The 14698-nt window shown below is 72.0% G+C and carries 15 protein-coding genes and 1 pseudogene; 7 read left to right on the forward strand and 9 right to left on the reverse strand.

Annotated features, from left to right (window positions below; translation table 11 throughout):
* The 4 genes from GA0115240_RS36420 to GA0115240_RS31230 form a co-directional block, all read right to left on the reverse strand.
* Positions 1-182 (reverse strand): hypothetical protein (locus tag GA0115240_RS36420; RefSeq protein WP_370673391.1); only part of this gene is annotated, 182 nt, incomplete at its 3' end.
* Positions 183-322: 140 nt separating this feature from the next.
* Entirely contained in the window at positions 323-754 is a 432-nt protein-coding gene (locus GA0115240_RS31220) for a cytidine deaminase (protein WP_093741948.1), read from the reverse strand.
* Positions 755-898: 144 nt separating this feature from the next.
* Positions 899-2560: a chitinase gene (locus GA0115240_RS31225; protein WP_093741949.1), complete on the reverse strand. Its 1662-nt coding sequence runs from the start codon at positions 2558-2560 to the stop codon at positions 899-901.
* A gap of 119 nt (positions 2561-2679) precedes the next feature.
* Entirely contained in the window at positions 2680-3057 is a 378-nt protein-coding gene (locus GA0115240_RS31230; protein ID WP_346268001.1) for a hypothetical protein, read from the reverse strand.
* An 87-nt stretch (positions 3058-3144) separates the two neighbouring features.
* Here GA0115240_RS31230 and GA0115240_RS31235 point away from each other — a divergent pair, with 87 nt between their 5' ends.
* Positions 3145-3870, forward strand: coding sequence for a TetR/AcrR family transcriptional regulator (locus GA0115240_RS31235; RefSeq protein ID WP_093741951.1), 726 nt, complete (start codon positions 3145-3147; stop codon positions 3868-3870).
* Between the two features lie 25 nt (positions 3871-3895).
* On the opposite strand, the gene GA0115240_RS31240 is transcribed toward GA0115240_RS31235, so the two are convergent.
* Positions 3896-4786 (reverse strand): AurF N-oxygenase family protein, encoded by an 891-nt coding sequence (locus GA0115240_RS31240; RefSeq protein WP_093741953.1) that lies wholly within the window; start codon positions 4784-4786, stop codon positions 3896-3898.
* 93 nt (positions 4787-4879) lie between these two features.
* On the opposite strand from GA0115240_RS31240, the gene GA0115240_RS31245 reads away from it, so the two are divergent.
* Both GA0115240_RS31245 and GA0115240_RS31250 read left to right on the forward strand, forming a co-directional pair.
* Positions 4880-5995, forward strand: a complete 1116-nt coding sequence (locus GA0115240_RS31245) for a ferritin-like domain-containing protein (protein ID WP_093741955.1) — start codon at positions 4880-4882, stop codon at positions 5993-5995.
* A 162-nt stretch (positions 5996-6157) separates the two neighbouring features.
* Positions 6158-6997, forward strand: a complete 840-nt coding sequence (locus GA0115240_RS31250; protein WP_093741957.1) for a polysaccharide deacetylase family protein — start codon at positions 6158-6160, stop codon at positions 6995-6997.
* A 220-nt stretch (positions 6998-7217) separates the two neighbouring features.
* On the opposite strand, the pseudogene GA0115240_RS31255 reads toward GA0115240_RS31250, so the two are convergent.
* Together GA0115240_RS31255 and GA0115240_RS31260 are read right to left on the reverse strand one after the other, a co-directional pair.
* A pseudogene (locus GA0115240_RS31255) lies at positions 7218-8669 on the reverse strand (penicillin-binding transpeptidase domain-containing protein); the annotation flags it as partial.
* Complete coding sequence (locus tag GA0115240_RS31260; protein ID WP_093741959.1) at positions 8666-10108, reverse strand: FtsW/RodA/SpoVE family cell cycle protein; 1443 nt, start codon at positions 10106-10108, stop codon at positions 8666-8668. The pseudogene GA0115240_RS31255 and the gene GA0115240_RS31260, both read right to left, overlap by 4 nt.
* 119 nt (positions 10109-10227) lie before the next feature.
* Here GA0115240_RS31260 and GA0115240_RS31265 point away from each other — a divergent pair, with 119 nt between their 5' ends.
* The 3 genes from GA0115240_RS31265 to GA0115240_RS36425 all read left to right on the forward strand — a co-directional run bounded on the left by GA0115240_RS31265 (position 10228) and on the right by GA0115240_RS36425 (position 12186).
* A complete protein-coding gene (locus tag GA0115240_RS31265) occupies positions 10228-10884 on the forward strand; it encodes a pentapeptide repeat-containing protein (protein ID WP_093741960.1) in 657 nt (218 codons plus the stop codon).
* A gap of 161 nt (positions 10885-11045) precedes the next feature.
* Positions 11046-11537: a glutathione peroxidase gene (locus GA0115240_RS31270; RefSeq protein WP_093741962.1), complete on the forward strand. Its 492-nt coding sequence runs from the start codon at positions 11046-11048 to the stop codon at positions 11535-11537.
* Between the two features lie 358 nt (positions 11538-11895).
* A complete protein-coding gene (locus GA0115240_RS36425; RefSeq protein WP_141709029.1) occupies positions 11896-12186 on the forward strand; it encodes a hypothetical protein in 291 nt (96 codons plus the stop codon).
* Between the two features lie 84 nt (positions 12187-12270).
* Here GA0115240_RS36425 and GA0115240_RS31280 read toward each other — a convergent pair whose 3' ends face one another.
* Together GA0115240_RS31280 and GA0115240_RS31285 are read right to left on the reverse strand one after the other, a co-directional pair.
* A complete protein-coding gene (locus GA0115240_RS31280; protein WP_093741966.1) occupies positions 12271-12555 on the reverse strand; it encodes a hypothetical protein in 285 nt (94 codons plus the stop codon).
* Positions 12556-12793: 238 nt separating this feature from the next.
* The gene (locus tag GA0115240_RS31285) at positions 12794-13801 is read right to left on the reverse strand and encodes a helix-turn-helix transcriptional regulator (protein ID WP_093741968.1); all 1008 of its coding nucleotides are present in this window, start codon (positions 13799-13801) and stop codon (positions 12794-12796) included.
* A 337-nt stretch (positions 13802-14138) separates the two neighbouring features.
* Between GA0115240_RS31285 and GA0115240_RS31290 the strand changes: the two genes are divergently transcribed.
* Positions 14139-14698 (forward strand): Gfo/Idh/MocA family protein (locus GA0115240_RS31290; RefSeq protein WP_161302596.1); only part of this gene is annotated, 560 nt, incomplete at its 3' end.

A 14698-nucleotide genomic window follows, 5' to 3' on the forward strand; every position in this document is an offset into this window, starting at 1 on the left:
ACCCCGGGGCGGTGTGCTGCCGCTCGTCCGACGGCCTGCTGGGCGGCCTGCTGGGCGACCTGTCGGGCGGTCAGCCCGGCGGCCTGTCCGGCGGTGGGCAGGGTCAGCGCCGCCCCGGCGAGCAGCGCGCCGCACACCGCGGCCGAACCGCCCCGCCCTCGGGTCCCTCGGGCCACCGCCATCCCCTCACCTCGACCGACCAGCCGCCAACACGCCTGCCAACGGCATGATGTCACGGTTCGTCATATATTCCGCCGAGGCGCCCGGGTGATTCCCGCGGACCGTCGCACGGGCCGGCCACCGCCCGCGTTCGCGTGGGGAGCTACCCGGAGCCGAGCTGGTGGTCGGCCCAGACGTAGCTGTCGGGCAGCAGATCGGTGATCGCGACGGTGCGGACGGCCTCGCCCCCGCCCCCGCCCGCGCCCCCGCCGACAATGACCTGGAGGCCGGGGAAGTAGTCGAGAAGGACCTGGCGGCACCGGCCGCACGGGGGGACGACCCCCCGCTCGCGGTCGCCCACGGCGACGATCGTGTCCAGCTGGTAGGCGCCCTGGGCGGCTGCCGCGCCGATGAGGACCAGTTCGGCGCAGGGGCCGCCGGTGAAGTGGTAGGCGTTCACCGCGGTGACGATGCGGCCGTCCCGGGCGCGGGCCGCGGCCGCCATGGTGTGGTTGTCGCCCCGGCAGCGGGTGCGGGCGATGTGGGCCGCGGCCTCGATGAGTTCGTGGTCGACGGGGTGGGTCCGGGTGGTCATCTGCTCCGCCTTCACCGGGTGCCGGTTGCCGGGTTGCCGGGTTGCCGGGCGCCGCCGGTGTCCCGGGCCCGGGGGCCCAAGCGTATGACCCGGTCACCGCCCTCGGAGACCGGGCCATACGCGTTCAGGAAGCCACCCGGCGGCTCAGCCGAAGTAGCTGTCGAAGTTGTTCTCAAACTCCCAGTTGCTGTACTTGTCCCAGTTCACCGACCACGTCATCAGGCCCCGCAGCGCCGGCCAGGTGCCGTGGGTGACGTAGCCGCCGCAGTTGGTCTTCTTGGTCAGGCAGTCCAGCGCCTGGTCCACCTGCGCCGGCGCGATGTAGCCGTTGCCCGCGTTGACCGAGGCGGGCAGGCCGATGCCCACCTGGGAGGGGGCCAGCGCCGGGAACATGTTGGCGGTGTTGCCCGCGACCGGGAAGCCGGTGAGCAGCATGTCGGTCATCGCGATGTTGAAGTCGGCGCCGCCCATGGTGTGGTACTGGTTGTCCAGGCCCATGATCGGGCCGGAGTTGTAGTCCTGGACGTGCAGCAGCGTCAGATCGTTGCGCAGCGCGTAGATCACCGGCAGGTAGGCGCCGCAGCGCGGGTCCTGGCCGCCGAACGGCCCGGCGCCGTAGAACTGGTAGCCCATCTGCACGAAGAAGGTCTCCGGCGCCATCGTCAGCACGAAGCCGCTGCCGTAGCGGGCCTTGAGGGTCTTCAGCGCGGAGATCAGGTTGACCACCACCGGGGTGGTCGGGTTCTTGAAGTCGGTGTCACCGGTGTTCAGGGACAGCGAGTGGCCCTCGAAGTCGATGTCGATGCCGTTCAGGCCCCACTTGTCGATGATGGCGCCGACCGAGGAGACGAAGGCGTCCCGGGCGGCGGTCGTGGTGAGCTGGACCTCGCCGTTGGCGCCGCCGATCGAGAGCAGCACCTTCTTGCCCTGGGCCTGCTTGGCCTGGATGGCGGCCTTGAAGTCTGCGTCGGACTCCACCGACGGGCACTCGCTCACCGAGCAGCGGTTGAAGTGGATGCTGCCGGAGGTGGGGGAGTCGGTCTCGCCGAAGGCCAGGTCGATGATGTCCCAGCTGGCGGGGACGTCGGCCAGTTTCAGATAGCCCGAGCCGTTGGCGAAGGTCTCGTGCAGGTAGCCGACCAGCGCGTGGGTGGGCAGCCCGCCGGAGGGCGGCGGCGAGGTGGGGGGCGGGGTGGTGGGAGGTGTGGTCGGCGGGGTGGTGGGGGGTGTCGTCGGGGGCGTCGTCGGGGGCGTCGTCGGGGGCGTGGTGGTACCGCTGCCCGGGCCCTGGAGCGAGAGGTCGTCGGCGTAGTACGCGGGCTGTCCGTACCAGCCGTGCACGTAGACCGCGGCGCTGGTCTGGCTCGCGGTGGTGGTGAAGGAGACGCTCAACTGGCCGTAGCCGGTACCCGTGCCGGCCGTCCAGGTGCTGGTGCCGCCGTCCACCCCGATGTAGACGTAGGAGCCCTTGACCTGGGCGGTGAGGGTGTACGTGGTGCTCGGCGCCACGGTGACGGTCTGCTTGCACTGGCCGGTGGCGCTCGCGGTGGGCGTGGCCTTCAGGGCCCAGGTGCCGCTGTGCGCCTGGCCGGTGACGGCCGAGCTGCCCGCGTCGCAGGTCCAGCCGGACAGATTGCCGGTCTCGAAGCCGCCGTTGGTCAGGAATTCGCCCGCGCTGGCCGAGGGCGCCAGCGCGACCAGGCCGCCGACCGCGACCGCCCCGGCGAGGGCGGCGGTGGCGGCGACGAGAGATCTCTTGCGACGTGGGGATCCGGGGCGCGCGGCGCGCGATGAGGAGCTGAGCATGGGGGAGGCTCCTTCGGGGGAGGAGGGCGCATGTCACCGCGCAGCAAACAGGTCCAGACCAATCGTGTCAATGGTCCGGACCAATTCCGCTATGCCCGCCCGGAGCTTTCCGGCCCGCCTCACCCGCCGTCGGCCCGCTCCCCGCCGGCTCCGCCGGACCGCTCCCCACCGGACCGGGTCTCTTTGGCGTCAGCCCCCTTGGCGTCCGCCCCCCTGGACCCGGCCCCCCTGGACCGCGCGGCCCTGGACCACGGCCAGGTGAGCCGGTCGGGCCGTTCGCCCTCCGGGTCGTACACGAAGACCCAGCGGGTGCGGCGGTCCTCGCGCGGACCCGGGCTCGGCTCGCGGTGGTAGACGTACTCCCGCTGCGGGCCCCCCTCCGGATCGGGCACCGGCACGGTGTAGACCCTCGGCGGCTGCCCGGTCACCCCCACCAGTACGTCCAGCACCCGCCCGTCCAGCGGCCCTCCGGCAAACTCGGTCTTCTCGTGTCTCACCGGCCCAGAATGACACGGCGGGCCCGCCGCCGGGGCCGGGTCGGCCGGTACGGCCCCGACCGGCCGTCCGGCGGTTAGGCTTCCCCCATGACCAGCAGCTCGGCGCCCGCCTACCGCCGGATGAGCGTCGAACAGCGGCGCAGCCAGCTGCTGGCCGCGGCGGTCGACCTGTTCGGCCACCGGCGGCCCGAGGAGGTCTCGGTGGACGACGTGGCCGCCGCGGCCGGTGTCTCCCGGCCGCTGGTCTACCGCTACTTCCCGGGCGGCAAGCAGCAGTTGTACGAAGCCGCCGTGCTCGGCGCCGCGCAGGAGCTGATCGGCTGCTTCGCGGTGGCCTCGCAGGGCCCGCCCACCCAGCGGCTGGCGGACGCGCTGGACCGCTACCTCGCCTACGTCGACGAGCACGACGCGGCCTACGGGGCGCTGCTGCGCGGCGGCAGCGTCGCCGAGACCAGCCGGACCGGGGCGGTCGTGGAGGACGTGCGCCGCCGGGCCGCGGAGCAGGTGCTGCACCATCTGGGGGCCGCCGACCCCGGGCCGCGGCTGGCGATGATGGTCCGCTCCTGGATCGCCTGCGTGGAGGCGGTCTCGCTGAACTGGCTGGACGAGGGCAAGAGCACGCCGCTGAGCGAGCTGCGGGACTGGCTGGTGGACCACTTCACCGGGCTGCTGCTGGTGACCGCCACCACCGACCCGCAGGCGGAGCGGGCGGCCACCCGGGCGCTGGCGCAGGAGACCCCGGACAGCCCGGCCGGCGCGCTGGCCGCCCGCCTGGTACCGCTGCTGCCGGCCGTCACCCACCTGCTGCGCTGACCTGCCGCAGCCGCAGCCCCGCGCCTTACGCCAGCAGCCCCGAGGCCCGCCACAGCCGGCGGCTGGGGCCGCGCAGCAGGCCGACCTCGTCCAGGAAGTCCATCAGCCGCTTCGCGGACTGCCGCATGATCTCCCGGCGGTGCGGGCTGCGCCGGGCCACCTCCGCCGCGTGCTCCGGGTCCAGGCCCACCGAGGCGTACGCCTGCGGGCTGATCAGGGAGCGGGCGACCACCCTGGCGGCCTGCGCGGAGCTGAGCCGGGTGAACTCGATCTCCCAGCGCGGCGCGGTCGCCATCTGGCGGCGTAACTCCTCGCGGGCGTAGCGGATGTGGCGGGCCTCCTCGACCACGTGGATCCGGGTGATGCCCCGCACCAGCGGCTGGACGCGCTCGTCGGGGAAGGTCAGCCGCTGCATCCAGTCCAGGATCTCCTCGGCCAGCAGCGTGCCGGTGAAGGCGCCCGGGGTGGTGGATATCGTCTTCATGGCCCGGCCGAGCTGCAGGTCGAGCCGGGTGGGCCGGTAGGCGGGGGTGTCCATCTTCGTCACCACCCGGGCGAACATCTTGGAGTGCCGGCACTCGTCGGCGATCTCGGTGAGCGCGTAGCGGACGTGGCCGCTGGTCGGGTCGAGGTCGTAGGTGTGCCGCAGCAGCAGCTGCATCAGGATCATCTCGAACCACACCCCGATCGAGCACAGCGAGGCCGTCTCGTGCCGGCTCAGCTCGATCCGCTGCTCGGGCGACAGCCGCTTCCACAACGGGGTGTCGTAGAGCGAGACCAGTTCCGGCGGCCAGAAGTACGTGCCCTCCTCGAAGGGCGCCTCCCAGTCGAGTTCGGTGTCCGGGTCGAAGGAGTGCTTGGCGGAGGCTGCCAGCAGCCGCTCGGCGGTCTTCTCCCGGTCGATCAGTCCATCCATGGCGAAACGGCTCCCGGTGCACGAGGGTTACCTGGGGTACGGCTCTTATGAGACTCTGTGTCAACAAGGCCGTCAAGCCCCCCGGAGCCACTGATGTCGACCGAACGCCTCTACACCCGTCCGCCCGCCGAGTGGTCCTGGCAGGTGCCCGCACACGGCGCCGCCCGCTTCTCCTGGGAGTACGACGACGGCCGCGACCGGCTGCTCGCGCTCTACCAGAAGGGCAAGGACAAGCAGTGGGACGCGGTCCGCCGGATCGACTGGGATCTGGAGGTGGACCCCTACGACCCGCTCGGCACCCCCGACGAGGCCATGTCCCTGTACGGCACCCGCTATTGGGACGCCATGAACGAGCGCGACCGGGGCCTGCTGCGGCAGCACTACACCGCCTGGCAGTTCAGCCAGTTCCTGCACGGCGAGCAGGGCGCCATGGTGTGCGCGGCGCGGATCGTGGAATCGGTGCCCGACCTGGACGCGAAGTTCTACTCCGCCACCCAGACCATGGACGAGGCCCGGCACGCCGAGATCTACGGCCGCTTCCTGCAGGAGAAGATCGGCCTGCTCTACCCGATCAACGACAACCTCCAGGCGCTGCTCGGCGACACCCTGCGCGACGCACGCTGGGACATGCCCTACCTCGGCATGCAGGTGCTCATCGAAGGGCTGGCGCTGGCCGCCTTCGGCATGATCCGCGACACCACCACCAAGCCGCTGCCGCGGCAGATCCTCGCCTACGTCATGCAGGACGAGGCCCGCCATGTCGCCTTCGGCCGGATGGCGCTGCGCGACTACTACGCCCAGCTCACCGACGCCGAACTGCGTGAGCGCGAGGAGTTCGTGATCGAGGGCTGCTATCTGATGCGCGACCGGCTGCGCGGTGTCGAGGTGCTGGAGAACTGGGGCATCCCGGCCGCCGAGGCGGCCGAACTCACCGAGCGCTCCGAGTTCCTGCACCTGTTCCGCAAGCTGCTGTTCAGCCGGATCGTGCCGTGCGTGAAGGACATCGGACTGTGGGGGCCGCGGCTCCAACAGGCGTATGTGGACATGGGCGTCTTCGAACTCGGAGACTCCAACCTCGACTTGCTGATGGCCCAGGACGAGGAGGTCGCCGAGCGGCTGGACGCCGAGCGGTTCGCGGCCGAGGAGAGCGCCCGGGTCGCCGAGATCGAGGAGGCCATCGCCCAGGGCGATTCGGACATGCGTCCGTAACGTCCGGGTTCGGTAACAGGCCGTCTGGCCGGTGGCCGACACGGAACCGTACCCTCGGAACCCGCATCTATTCGTGCGCGACTCCCGGAAGGCCGGCGGCCCTTCCGTATACGAGCCGCACGAAGGGCACCACACGGCACGACGGGCGGGCGGGTACACACGATGGCGGCACGGCGGACCCTCCTGGCGCGGCTGCGATCGGCGCCGCAGGCCGTGGCGATCGGCCTGGCCGTCGTGGTGGTGGTGATCGCGGCGGTCGCCTCGGCGCTGCTGCGGCCCGGTTCCGGCGGCGCCGCCGCCCCCGCCGACGACGGCAAGGCGATATCCGCGGCCCCCCGCCCGACCGGATCGGCGTCGCCCGCCGTCCGCACGAACCCTTCCCCGACCCCGCCGACGGTGCCCGACTCGATCCAGCACCAGCCGGAAACGGCCGGCAAGAACGTCAACATCACCATCGACGACGGCCCCGACCCGAAGTGGACGCCGAGGATCCTCCAGGTGCTGCGCCGCCATCACGTGCACGCCACCTTCTGCATGATCGGCCCGCAGGCCAGGGCCAACCCCGCGCTGGTGAAGCAGGTGGTGGCCGACGGCCACCGGCTGTGCGACCACACCGTCCACCACGACACGGGCATGGACAAGAAGACGACGGCCTACCAGAGTTCGGAGATCCTGGGCGCGCTCGACATGATCGAGCAGGCATCCGGGGGCGCCCGTGTGTACTACTACCGGGCGCCCGGCGGCGCCTTCACCCCGCCGAGCCGGGCGCTGGCCGCCCAGCACGGAATGCGACCGCTCGGCTGGAACATCGACACCAAGGACTTCGACCGGCCGGGGGTGTCCGCGATCCTGCACACCATGAAGGACGAGATCCACAACGGCCCGACGATCCTCTTCCACGACGGCGGCGGCAATCGCGGGCAGACCGTCCAGGCCCTGGACAAGGCGCTGACCTGGCTGCGTCAGCAGGGCTACGGCTTCAGTTTCCCGAAGGTCGACTGAAGGCGGGGGCGCCCGGGCGGCCGGAGCCGCGGCCGAACGTACGGCCGTAATCCGGGCCGGGGCCGGGGCCGGGGCGAGCGGGGCCGGGCGAAAGCGGCTCGGGCGAAGCCGGCCCGGACGGATCGGGGCCCGGGGGAGTCGGGCCGGCCGGCGGGCCGAACATCCGCTGCGGGCCCCCCGGTACCGGCTGCCCGGGCTGCCCCGCCTGCCCCGGCTGCGCGTCCAGCACCGCCCGCATCACCGCCCGCGCCACCGGCGCCGCGTTGCCGCCGCCGGAGATGTCGGCCCGCAGCGCCTCGGCGTCCTCCACCACCACGGCCACCGCCACCGACGCCAGCGCGGACGCCCGCGGTTTGGCGTAGCTGATGAACCACGCATAGGGCGTGCCGATATTGGCCAGGCCGTGCTGCGCGGTGCCGGTCTTGCCGCCCACCACCGCGCCGGCGATGGCCGCGTTGCCGCCGGTGCCCCGGCTCACCACCGCCTCCATCAGCTGCTGCAACTGCCCGGCGGTCCGCCGGCTGACCGCCTGATCGAGCAGCCGCGGCGAGGTGGCCGCCACCGTCAGCCCGCTGTAGTTGGTCACCTTGTCCACCAGGTACGGCCGCATCAGCCGGCCGCCGTTGCCGACCGCCGCGGCCACCATCGCCATCTGCAGCGGCGTCGCGGTGGTGTCGAACTGCCCGATGGAGGACTGGGCCACCTGGTCCAGCCCCATCCGCTCGTCCACATGGGACGGGGCGACCGCGGTCGGGATGCGCAGCCGGGTGTCGTTGAAGCCGAACCGCTCGGCCTGGTCCACCATCCCGCGCGGTCCCAGATCGGCGCCGAGCTTGGCGAAGACGGTGTTGCAGGAGATCCGGAAGGCGTCGTACACGCTCGCGTCGACGCAGCCGGGCCCCTCGTTGGTCAGCGACACGGCGGTGCCGGGCAGCCGGTACGGGTCCGGGGAGTCGGTCCGCGCCCGCGGGTCCTTGACCAGGCCGCTCTCCAGCGCCGCGGCGGCGGTGACGACCTTGAAGGTCGAGCCCGGCGGGTAGGTCTGACGGATCGCCCGGTCCAGCATCGGCTGGTCCTGGTCGGTGGTCAGCCGGGACCAGGCGGCCTTGACCGCCGGGCCGGTGCCGGCCAGCGCCGCCGGGTCGTAGGAAGGCGAGGACACCAGGGCCAGGATGCGGCCGGTGGCCGGGTCGAGCGCGGCCACCGCGCCCTTGCGCCCGGCCAGGCCCTCGGCCGCCGCCCGCTGCGCGGCCGGGTCGATGGTGGTGTGCACATCGCCGCCGCGCTGCTGGACCCGGGTGATCTCGTGCCACAGCGGCATCGCGTCCAGGCCGGGGTCCGTACCGGCCAGCAGCGGGTCCTCGGTGCCCTCCAGCAGCGTGGCGCCGTAGATCTGCGAGGCGAAGCCGGTCACCGGGGCGTAGAGCGGCCCGTCGGCGTACGTCCGCGCGTACCGCAGCGGACCGCCGGTGCGGCGGGAACCGGTGATGCGCCGGCCGCCGGCCAGGATGTCGCCGCGCGGCTGGTGGTAACGGGCCAGCAGGATGCGGCGGTTGGCGGGGTTGGCGGCAAAGGCGCCCGCATCCAGCACCTGGACCCGGACCGCGTTGACGAGCAGGGCGACCAGCAGCAGGGCGCAGAAGGCGGCGCCGCGCCGGATGCAGCGGTTCACCCGGCCACTCCCGGCTTCTCCTGCGCCGCCGCCGGCGTGCCGGTGTCCGCGGCCGGGGCCGGATCCGGGCGGCGGGCCCGGTCGCTGGCCCGGATCAGCAGCGCCACGATGATCCAGTTGGTGACCACCGACGAGCCGCCCTGCGCCAGGAAGGGCATCGCCATGCCGGTCAGCGGGATCAGGTCCATCACCCCGCCCGCGATCACGAACACCTGGAGCGCCAGCAGCGACGCCAGCCCCGCGGCCAGCAGCCGGCCGAAGGGGTCGCGCAGCGCCAGGCCGGCCGCGAACCCCCGGGCCACCAGCAGCGCGTAGAGCAGGAACAGCACCAGCAGCCCGGCCAGCCCCAGTTCCTCGCCCGCGGTGGCCAGGATGAAGTCCGACTTCGCGGCGAAGCCGATCAGATACGACTGGCCCTGGCCGAGTCCGGCGCCCAGCACCCCGCCGCTGGCGAAGGCGAACAGCGACTGGGCCACCTGGCTGGGGCCGAGCCCGGCCCGGATGGTGGCGAACGGATGCAGCCAGTCCTGCACCCTGCTGTGCACATGCGGATCCAGCGACCCGGCCGCGAAAGCCCCCGCGGCGGCCAGCAGCAGCCCCACCGCGATCCAGCCGCCGCGTCCGGTGGCCAGATAGAGCATCACCACGAACAGGCAGAAGAACAGCAGCGAGGTGCCCAGGTCCCGCTCCAGCACCAGCACGGCCACGCTGGCCAGCCAGATGGCCAGCACCGGGCCCAGCACCCGGCCGGTGGGCAGTTGCAGCCACCGGGGGCCGCCGGGCCGCCCAGGCCGCCGTACCCGGAGCAGCGGGCGGCCGGCGTACGCCAGCGCCGCCCGGTTCGCGGACAGATAGGCGGCGAAGAACACCGTGAAGAGCACTTTCGCGAACTCGCCGGGCTGGATGGAGAATCCGGCGAACCGGATCCAGATCCGGGCGCCGTTGACCGCCGGGAAGCAGATCGGCAGCGCCATCAGCGCCAGCGCGGCCGTGACGCTGACGTAGGCGTACCGGGACAGCACCCGGTGGTCGCCCAGCGCCAGCACCACCGCGATGAACAGTCCGACACCGACCGCCGACCAGACCAGCTGGGAGTTCGCCGCCCGCGGCCCGAGCGAGGGCACCAGGTCGAGCCGGTGGATCAGCACCAGGCCCAGGCCGTTGAGCAGCACCGCGATCGGCAGCAGCAGCGGATCGGCGTAGCGGGCCCTGGTCCGTACCGCCAGGTGCGCCAGCAGCGCCAGGGCGGCGAGCCCGCCCCCGTAGCCGGCCGCGCCCCGGGGCAGCCGGCCGCCCTGGGCCAGACCGACCTCGGCCCAGCCCGCCATCGAGACGGCCACCGCCGCGACGATCAGCGACAACTCGACCCCGCGGCGGGTCGCGGGCCGCGGAGCCGGTGGGGGAGGAGCGGTGGGCGCGGTCGCCGACGGAGCGCTCATGGGCGGCCACGGTAGCAACTGCTGGGGTTTTTGTCCGTTACGTCGGCTGGTCCGCGGCCCGGTGTTCCCTCCGCCGGCTGTCGGCGGCCGGTCGCCGGCCGGGTCGTAGGCTGGCCGGTGTGACCGCTCCGGACGAACTCGCCGACCTGCCCTACGCCGAGCTGCTGCGCCCCTACCAGGGCCCGCTGCGGATCGAGGGGGACTACGACACCGTCCACTTCGACCGGCGCTCCTTCGAGGCCGGCGAGGCCGCCCGCGGCTCGCGCTTCCTGGAGTCGGCCGTCACCGACTGCGTGTTCACCGGCACCGATCTGCGCCGGGCCCGCTTCAACGACCTGTGGGCCGAGGGCAGCCGCTTCACCGGCGTCTCGCTCGCCGAGAGCGACTGGCTGGACTCCACCCTCACCGGCTGCTCGCTGGCCGGGGTGGAGGCCTTCGGCTCGGTGCTGCGCAGGGTGGTTTTCCGCCGCTGCAAGCTCGACTCGGTCAATCTGCGGGCCGCCGCGCTGCACGAGGTGGCCTTCGAGGACTGCGTTCTGCGCGAGGTGGACTTCGGCGAGGCCCGGCTGGACGGGGTGACCTTCCCCGGCAGCCGGCTGGAGCAGGCCCGCTTCGGCCGGGCCACCGTGAAGAAGGCGGATCTGCGCGGCGCGCTCACCATCGACCTGGCGGACGGCTACGAGGCGCTGCGCGGCGCGGTCATCGGCTCCGCCCAGCTGCTGGACCTGGCACCCGCGCTCGCCCGGACCCTCGGCATCACGGTCAAGGACGGCTGAACGCGACCGGGCGCCGCACCGTACTGATCAGCGCGAGCCTCCGGACGCGTAGCCCCGGACGTACACCTCCGGACGCGTACCTCGGAGACCTACCCGCCCGTCCCCGTCCGACCCACCGCCACGACGACGCCCCTCGGGGCATCCCGATCAGGAGACAAGCCATGAGCACTCTCTACGACATCCCGCTGCGGACCATCGACGGCTCGCCGACCGGCCTGGGCGACCACCGCGGCAGCGCCGTGCTGGTGGTGAACGTCGCCTCCAAGTGCGGCCTCACCCCGCAGTACGAGGGCCTGGAGCGGCTCCAGAAGCGCTACGCCGACCGCGGCTTCACGGTGCTGGGCGTGCCCTGCAACCAGTTCGCCGGCCAGGAACCCGGCACCGCCGAGGAGATCGCGACCTTCTGCGCCACCACCTACGGCGTCAGCTTCCCGCTGCTTGAGAAGACCGACGTCAACGGGGCGGACCGCCACCCGCTCTACGCCGAGCTCACCCGGACCGCCGACGGCGCCGGCGAGGCCGGGGACGTCAGCTGGAACTTCGAGAAGTTCCTGCTGAGCCCGGCCGGCGAGGTCGTCGGCCGGTTCCGGCCGCAGACCCAGCCGGAAGCCGATGAGGTCGTCGCCGCCATTGAGGCGCAGCTCCCGCGCTGACCCCTTTGGGGCAGGTGGGACAAGGGATCCGGCCACTTCGGCCGGTCTGCGGGCGGTCGCGCGGCGGCCCCGGAGGGGGGCCGTAGATGCGCGAATGCGCCATGGCAGATTCAGGCCGGTCGGGGCCCATTGTCCGGATCACCCCCATCCTGGTTGGCTCTACCTACCGCCCCGAAGCGAGGAAGGGACAGCGGCAGTGCAGGAGATCGAGTTCCGTAGCGGACACCTTTGTGTCGACACGGACCCTGCCCTGTGCGTTCCTTGCCAGGAGCGGTTGGATCGGCAACTCGCCTTGCTTCCCCGGGTATACGGCGAGTTGGAGGCTGCGCTCGTACCGGCGCCGAACTCCGGCGACCGAGTGACCGGCACTGCCCGGCCCGGCATCCCCCTGAACGGGCCGGCTGTCGAGGCGCGCGCCGCTATTCGAGGCACTCTCGCCTCCTGGGCCGATCTGATCGTCGAGGGCCGCACCGTCCGTCTCCCCCTACGGACGGTGCCGGCCCTCGCGGCTTTCCTTCGCCGCCACCTCAGCTGGCTGGCCGTCCATCCGGCAGCGGAGGACGCGGCCTCGGAGATCGACGCGCTGCTCCACGACGTCCTGCGGATCGCTCGGCCGCCCCACGGCCATCCGCTGCCCATCGGCGCCTGACGCCCCCACGGTTCCCCCCACAAATGCAGGAAACGCTGGACGGCCCGCGAACCATCACGGGCCGTCCAGCGAAATGTGCGGGGCTTACACGCGTACGGTGCTCAGGCCGGCATCCGACGGTGTGAATGCGACCGCGAAGGCGGGCAGCCAATTCACCGGTTCGACGGCCGGTGACCCACCCATCTGCGGCTCATCGGTCTGCGGCCCCGCGATCCGGGGCCCGTCGCCCTGTGGTGCCACCGCGAAGGCGGGCAGCCAATTCGCCGGTTCGGCGGCGGGCAGCCAGTTGTCCGGGGCGATGTCCGGCGTGGAGCCGGGGAGCCAGTTGTCGGGAGTCGGGCCGCCGTCACCGGTGGGGGCGACAGGCACCGCCCCTTCATCCTTCGCCGCGGCGGCGGTAAGGCCGGCCGACGACAGAACAAGGACCAAAGCTGCCAGGGCAGCGATCTCAGTCTTGCGTCGGGAACGCGACATCGTGGTCCTTCGGTTCGGAGGCCGGGGGTGCCTCAAAAGGAGATGGTCGTACTCAGATTCAGAATGGCAAGATCTGAGCCCTGACGACCAGGTTCCGCTTGTGCGTATGTACGCATTGGCGCAAATGCGCACGTCAAATCAGCCCATGGGCTGCGGCGAGCACCCCGGCTTGAAAACGACTGTCCGCCTGCAAGTACCGCATGATCTCAGACACCAGGCGACTCACAGTGCGCAGTGACACGCCTAGTTTGCGCGCGATTCGCTCGTCTGTCAGCCCATTGGCCAGAAGTCGCATCGTCGTCCGGTGCTGATCGGTCAGCTCGCCCTCCGGATCGAGGCCGCCGGCCGCGTGCGCCGAGTACGGCACCGACCGCAGCCAGCAGTCCTCGTACAGGGCGATGTAGGACCGGACCAGGCTCGTGCCGCGCACCACGATCGCTCCCTCGGAGGGGTTCTCCGGATTCGCGGTCAGCAGCGCGGTGTGGGAATCCCCGATGAGCAGGTCGAAGGGAACTTGGGCGGCGAGTCGCACTTCGACTCCGGTCGCCAGAAGTTGGCTGAGATATTTCCGTTGGCGTGGCGCGGAATCCACGCTCTGCGGGTATATCGCGCGCACTTTGATGCCACGTTCAACGAGTTCGCTGTCTGCTTTGACGGAATGCATGAGAACCTCCGAAGGCGGCAGCGGCCCCGGATGCATGGAACCGGTCGAGACGGTGATCGACGCATTGAAGTCGGCGAGCAATTGCCGCTTCTGGTTGTCGCTCGTGACCAGTTCGACCTCGATCCCGGAGGACTCGCGCAGCAGCGACGGACGGTACCGCTCCATCAGCGAGTCGGCCGCCCGCAGCAGGTGCGCCAACTCCTCGTGCTGGGTGGCCAGTGCGTCCCGCTGCCTGGCCAGCAGGCCCAGCAGCGCGGTGTCCGGCTCGATCGGGTCCACTTCCTCGGGCAGCCGCCCGGCGCGTATGAGCCCCAACTCCCACAGCTCCGACCAGCCGGCCTCGGCCTCCGCCTCGGTCAGTCCGACGGCCGCCGTCGTCTTGGCCGGAACGGAAGAACCGTGGCTCCGCAATATCTGATAAAGGGCCAGCCCGACGTCCCCGGCGTCGGTCCCGCCGCTCCGCGCAGAATTGACCATGGCTTCCCCCTTTCGTCCCCGCGTGCCCCACTGCGTTGGCCCAGAGCGTGGCGTGGCGCGGTCCCGAAGCCGACTCTAGCAACTGATCCGCCGCGTGCCAGGGGGTGAGCTCACGCATCCCCCGCAGGCACCCGCTACCTGCTCGTTCCGGGTCGATCATCAACTGCTTTTCATACTCTCGTAGCAAGGCATTCGGCTCACGCGGGTGGGGCCGGGCGGGACCAGGAGAGGGATGGGGCAGTTGTGCCCCCTTGGTACCCGGATGGTTGAGTCGGCAGGGCGTGCGGACCCGGCCGGCGGGCTCGCACCACGGGACGGAACAGGAGAGGGCAGGCGGATGGAACCACTGACCGGGACAGGTGCGGCGCTCCCCGACGGACCGGTGCCGGTGGTGCTGATCGGCGCCGGCAAGGTCGCGCACGCCGCGCACCTGCGGGAGATCCGCGATCTGCCGCGCCTGCTCCGGCTCGCGGCCGTGGTGGAGACCGACCCGGCCCGCATCGCGGCCGTCCGGGCGGCCGGCTTCCCCGACACGGTGATCTGCGCGACACCGCGGGAGGCGGTACGCGCCGGGGCGCGCGCCGCCCTCGTCTGCACGCCCTGGTGGACCCACCACGAGGTGGTGCTGGCCTGTCTCGAACAGGGACTGCCGGTGCTGTGCGAGAAGCCGGTGAGCCTCGACCCCGAACAGATCGACGAACTGATCGCCGCCGAGGCGGCGGCCGGCGTGCCGGTGGCGGCCAGCTACATGAAGCGGCACGACCCGGTGGTGGCCCGGTTCATCGAGCACTGCCGGGACCAACTGCCCTTCGCCCGGCGGCTCGTGGTCGACATCCTCGACCCGAACGCGCCGCACCAGGTCGCGCACCTGCTGCCGTACGACCCGCCGCCCTTCGG

Origin of the sequence: Streptomyces sp. DvalAA-14 (genome assembly GCF_900091855.1) — a bacterium.
In the GTDB taxonomy this organism is placed as follows: Bacteria; Actinomycetota; Actinomycetes; order Streptomycetales; family Streptomycetaceae; genus Actinacidiphila.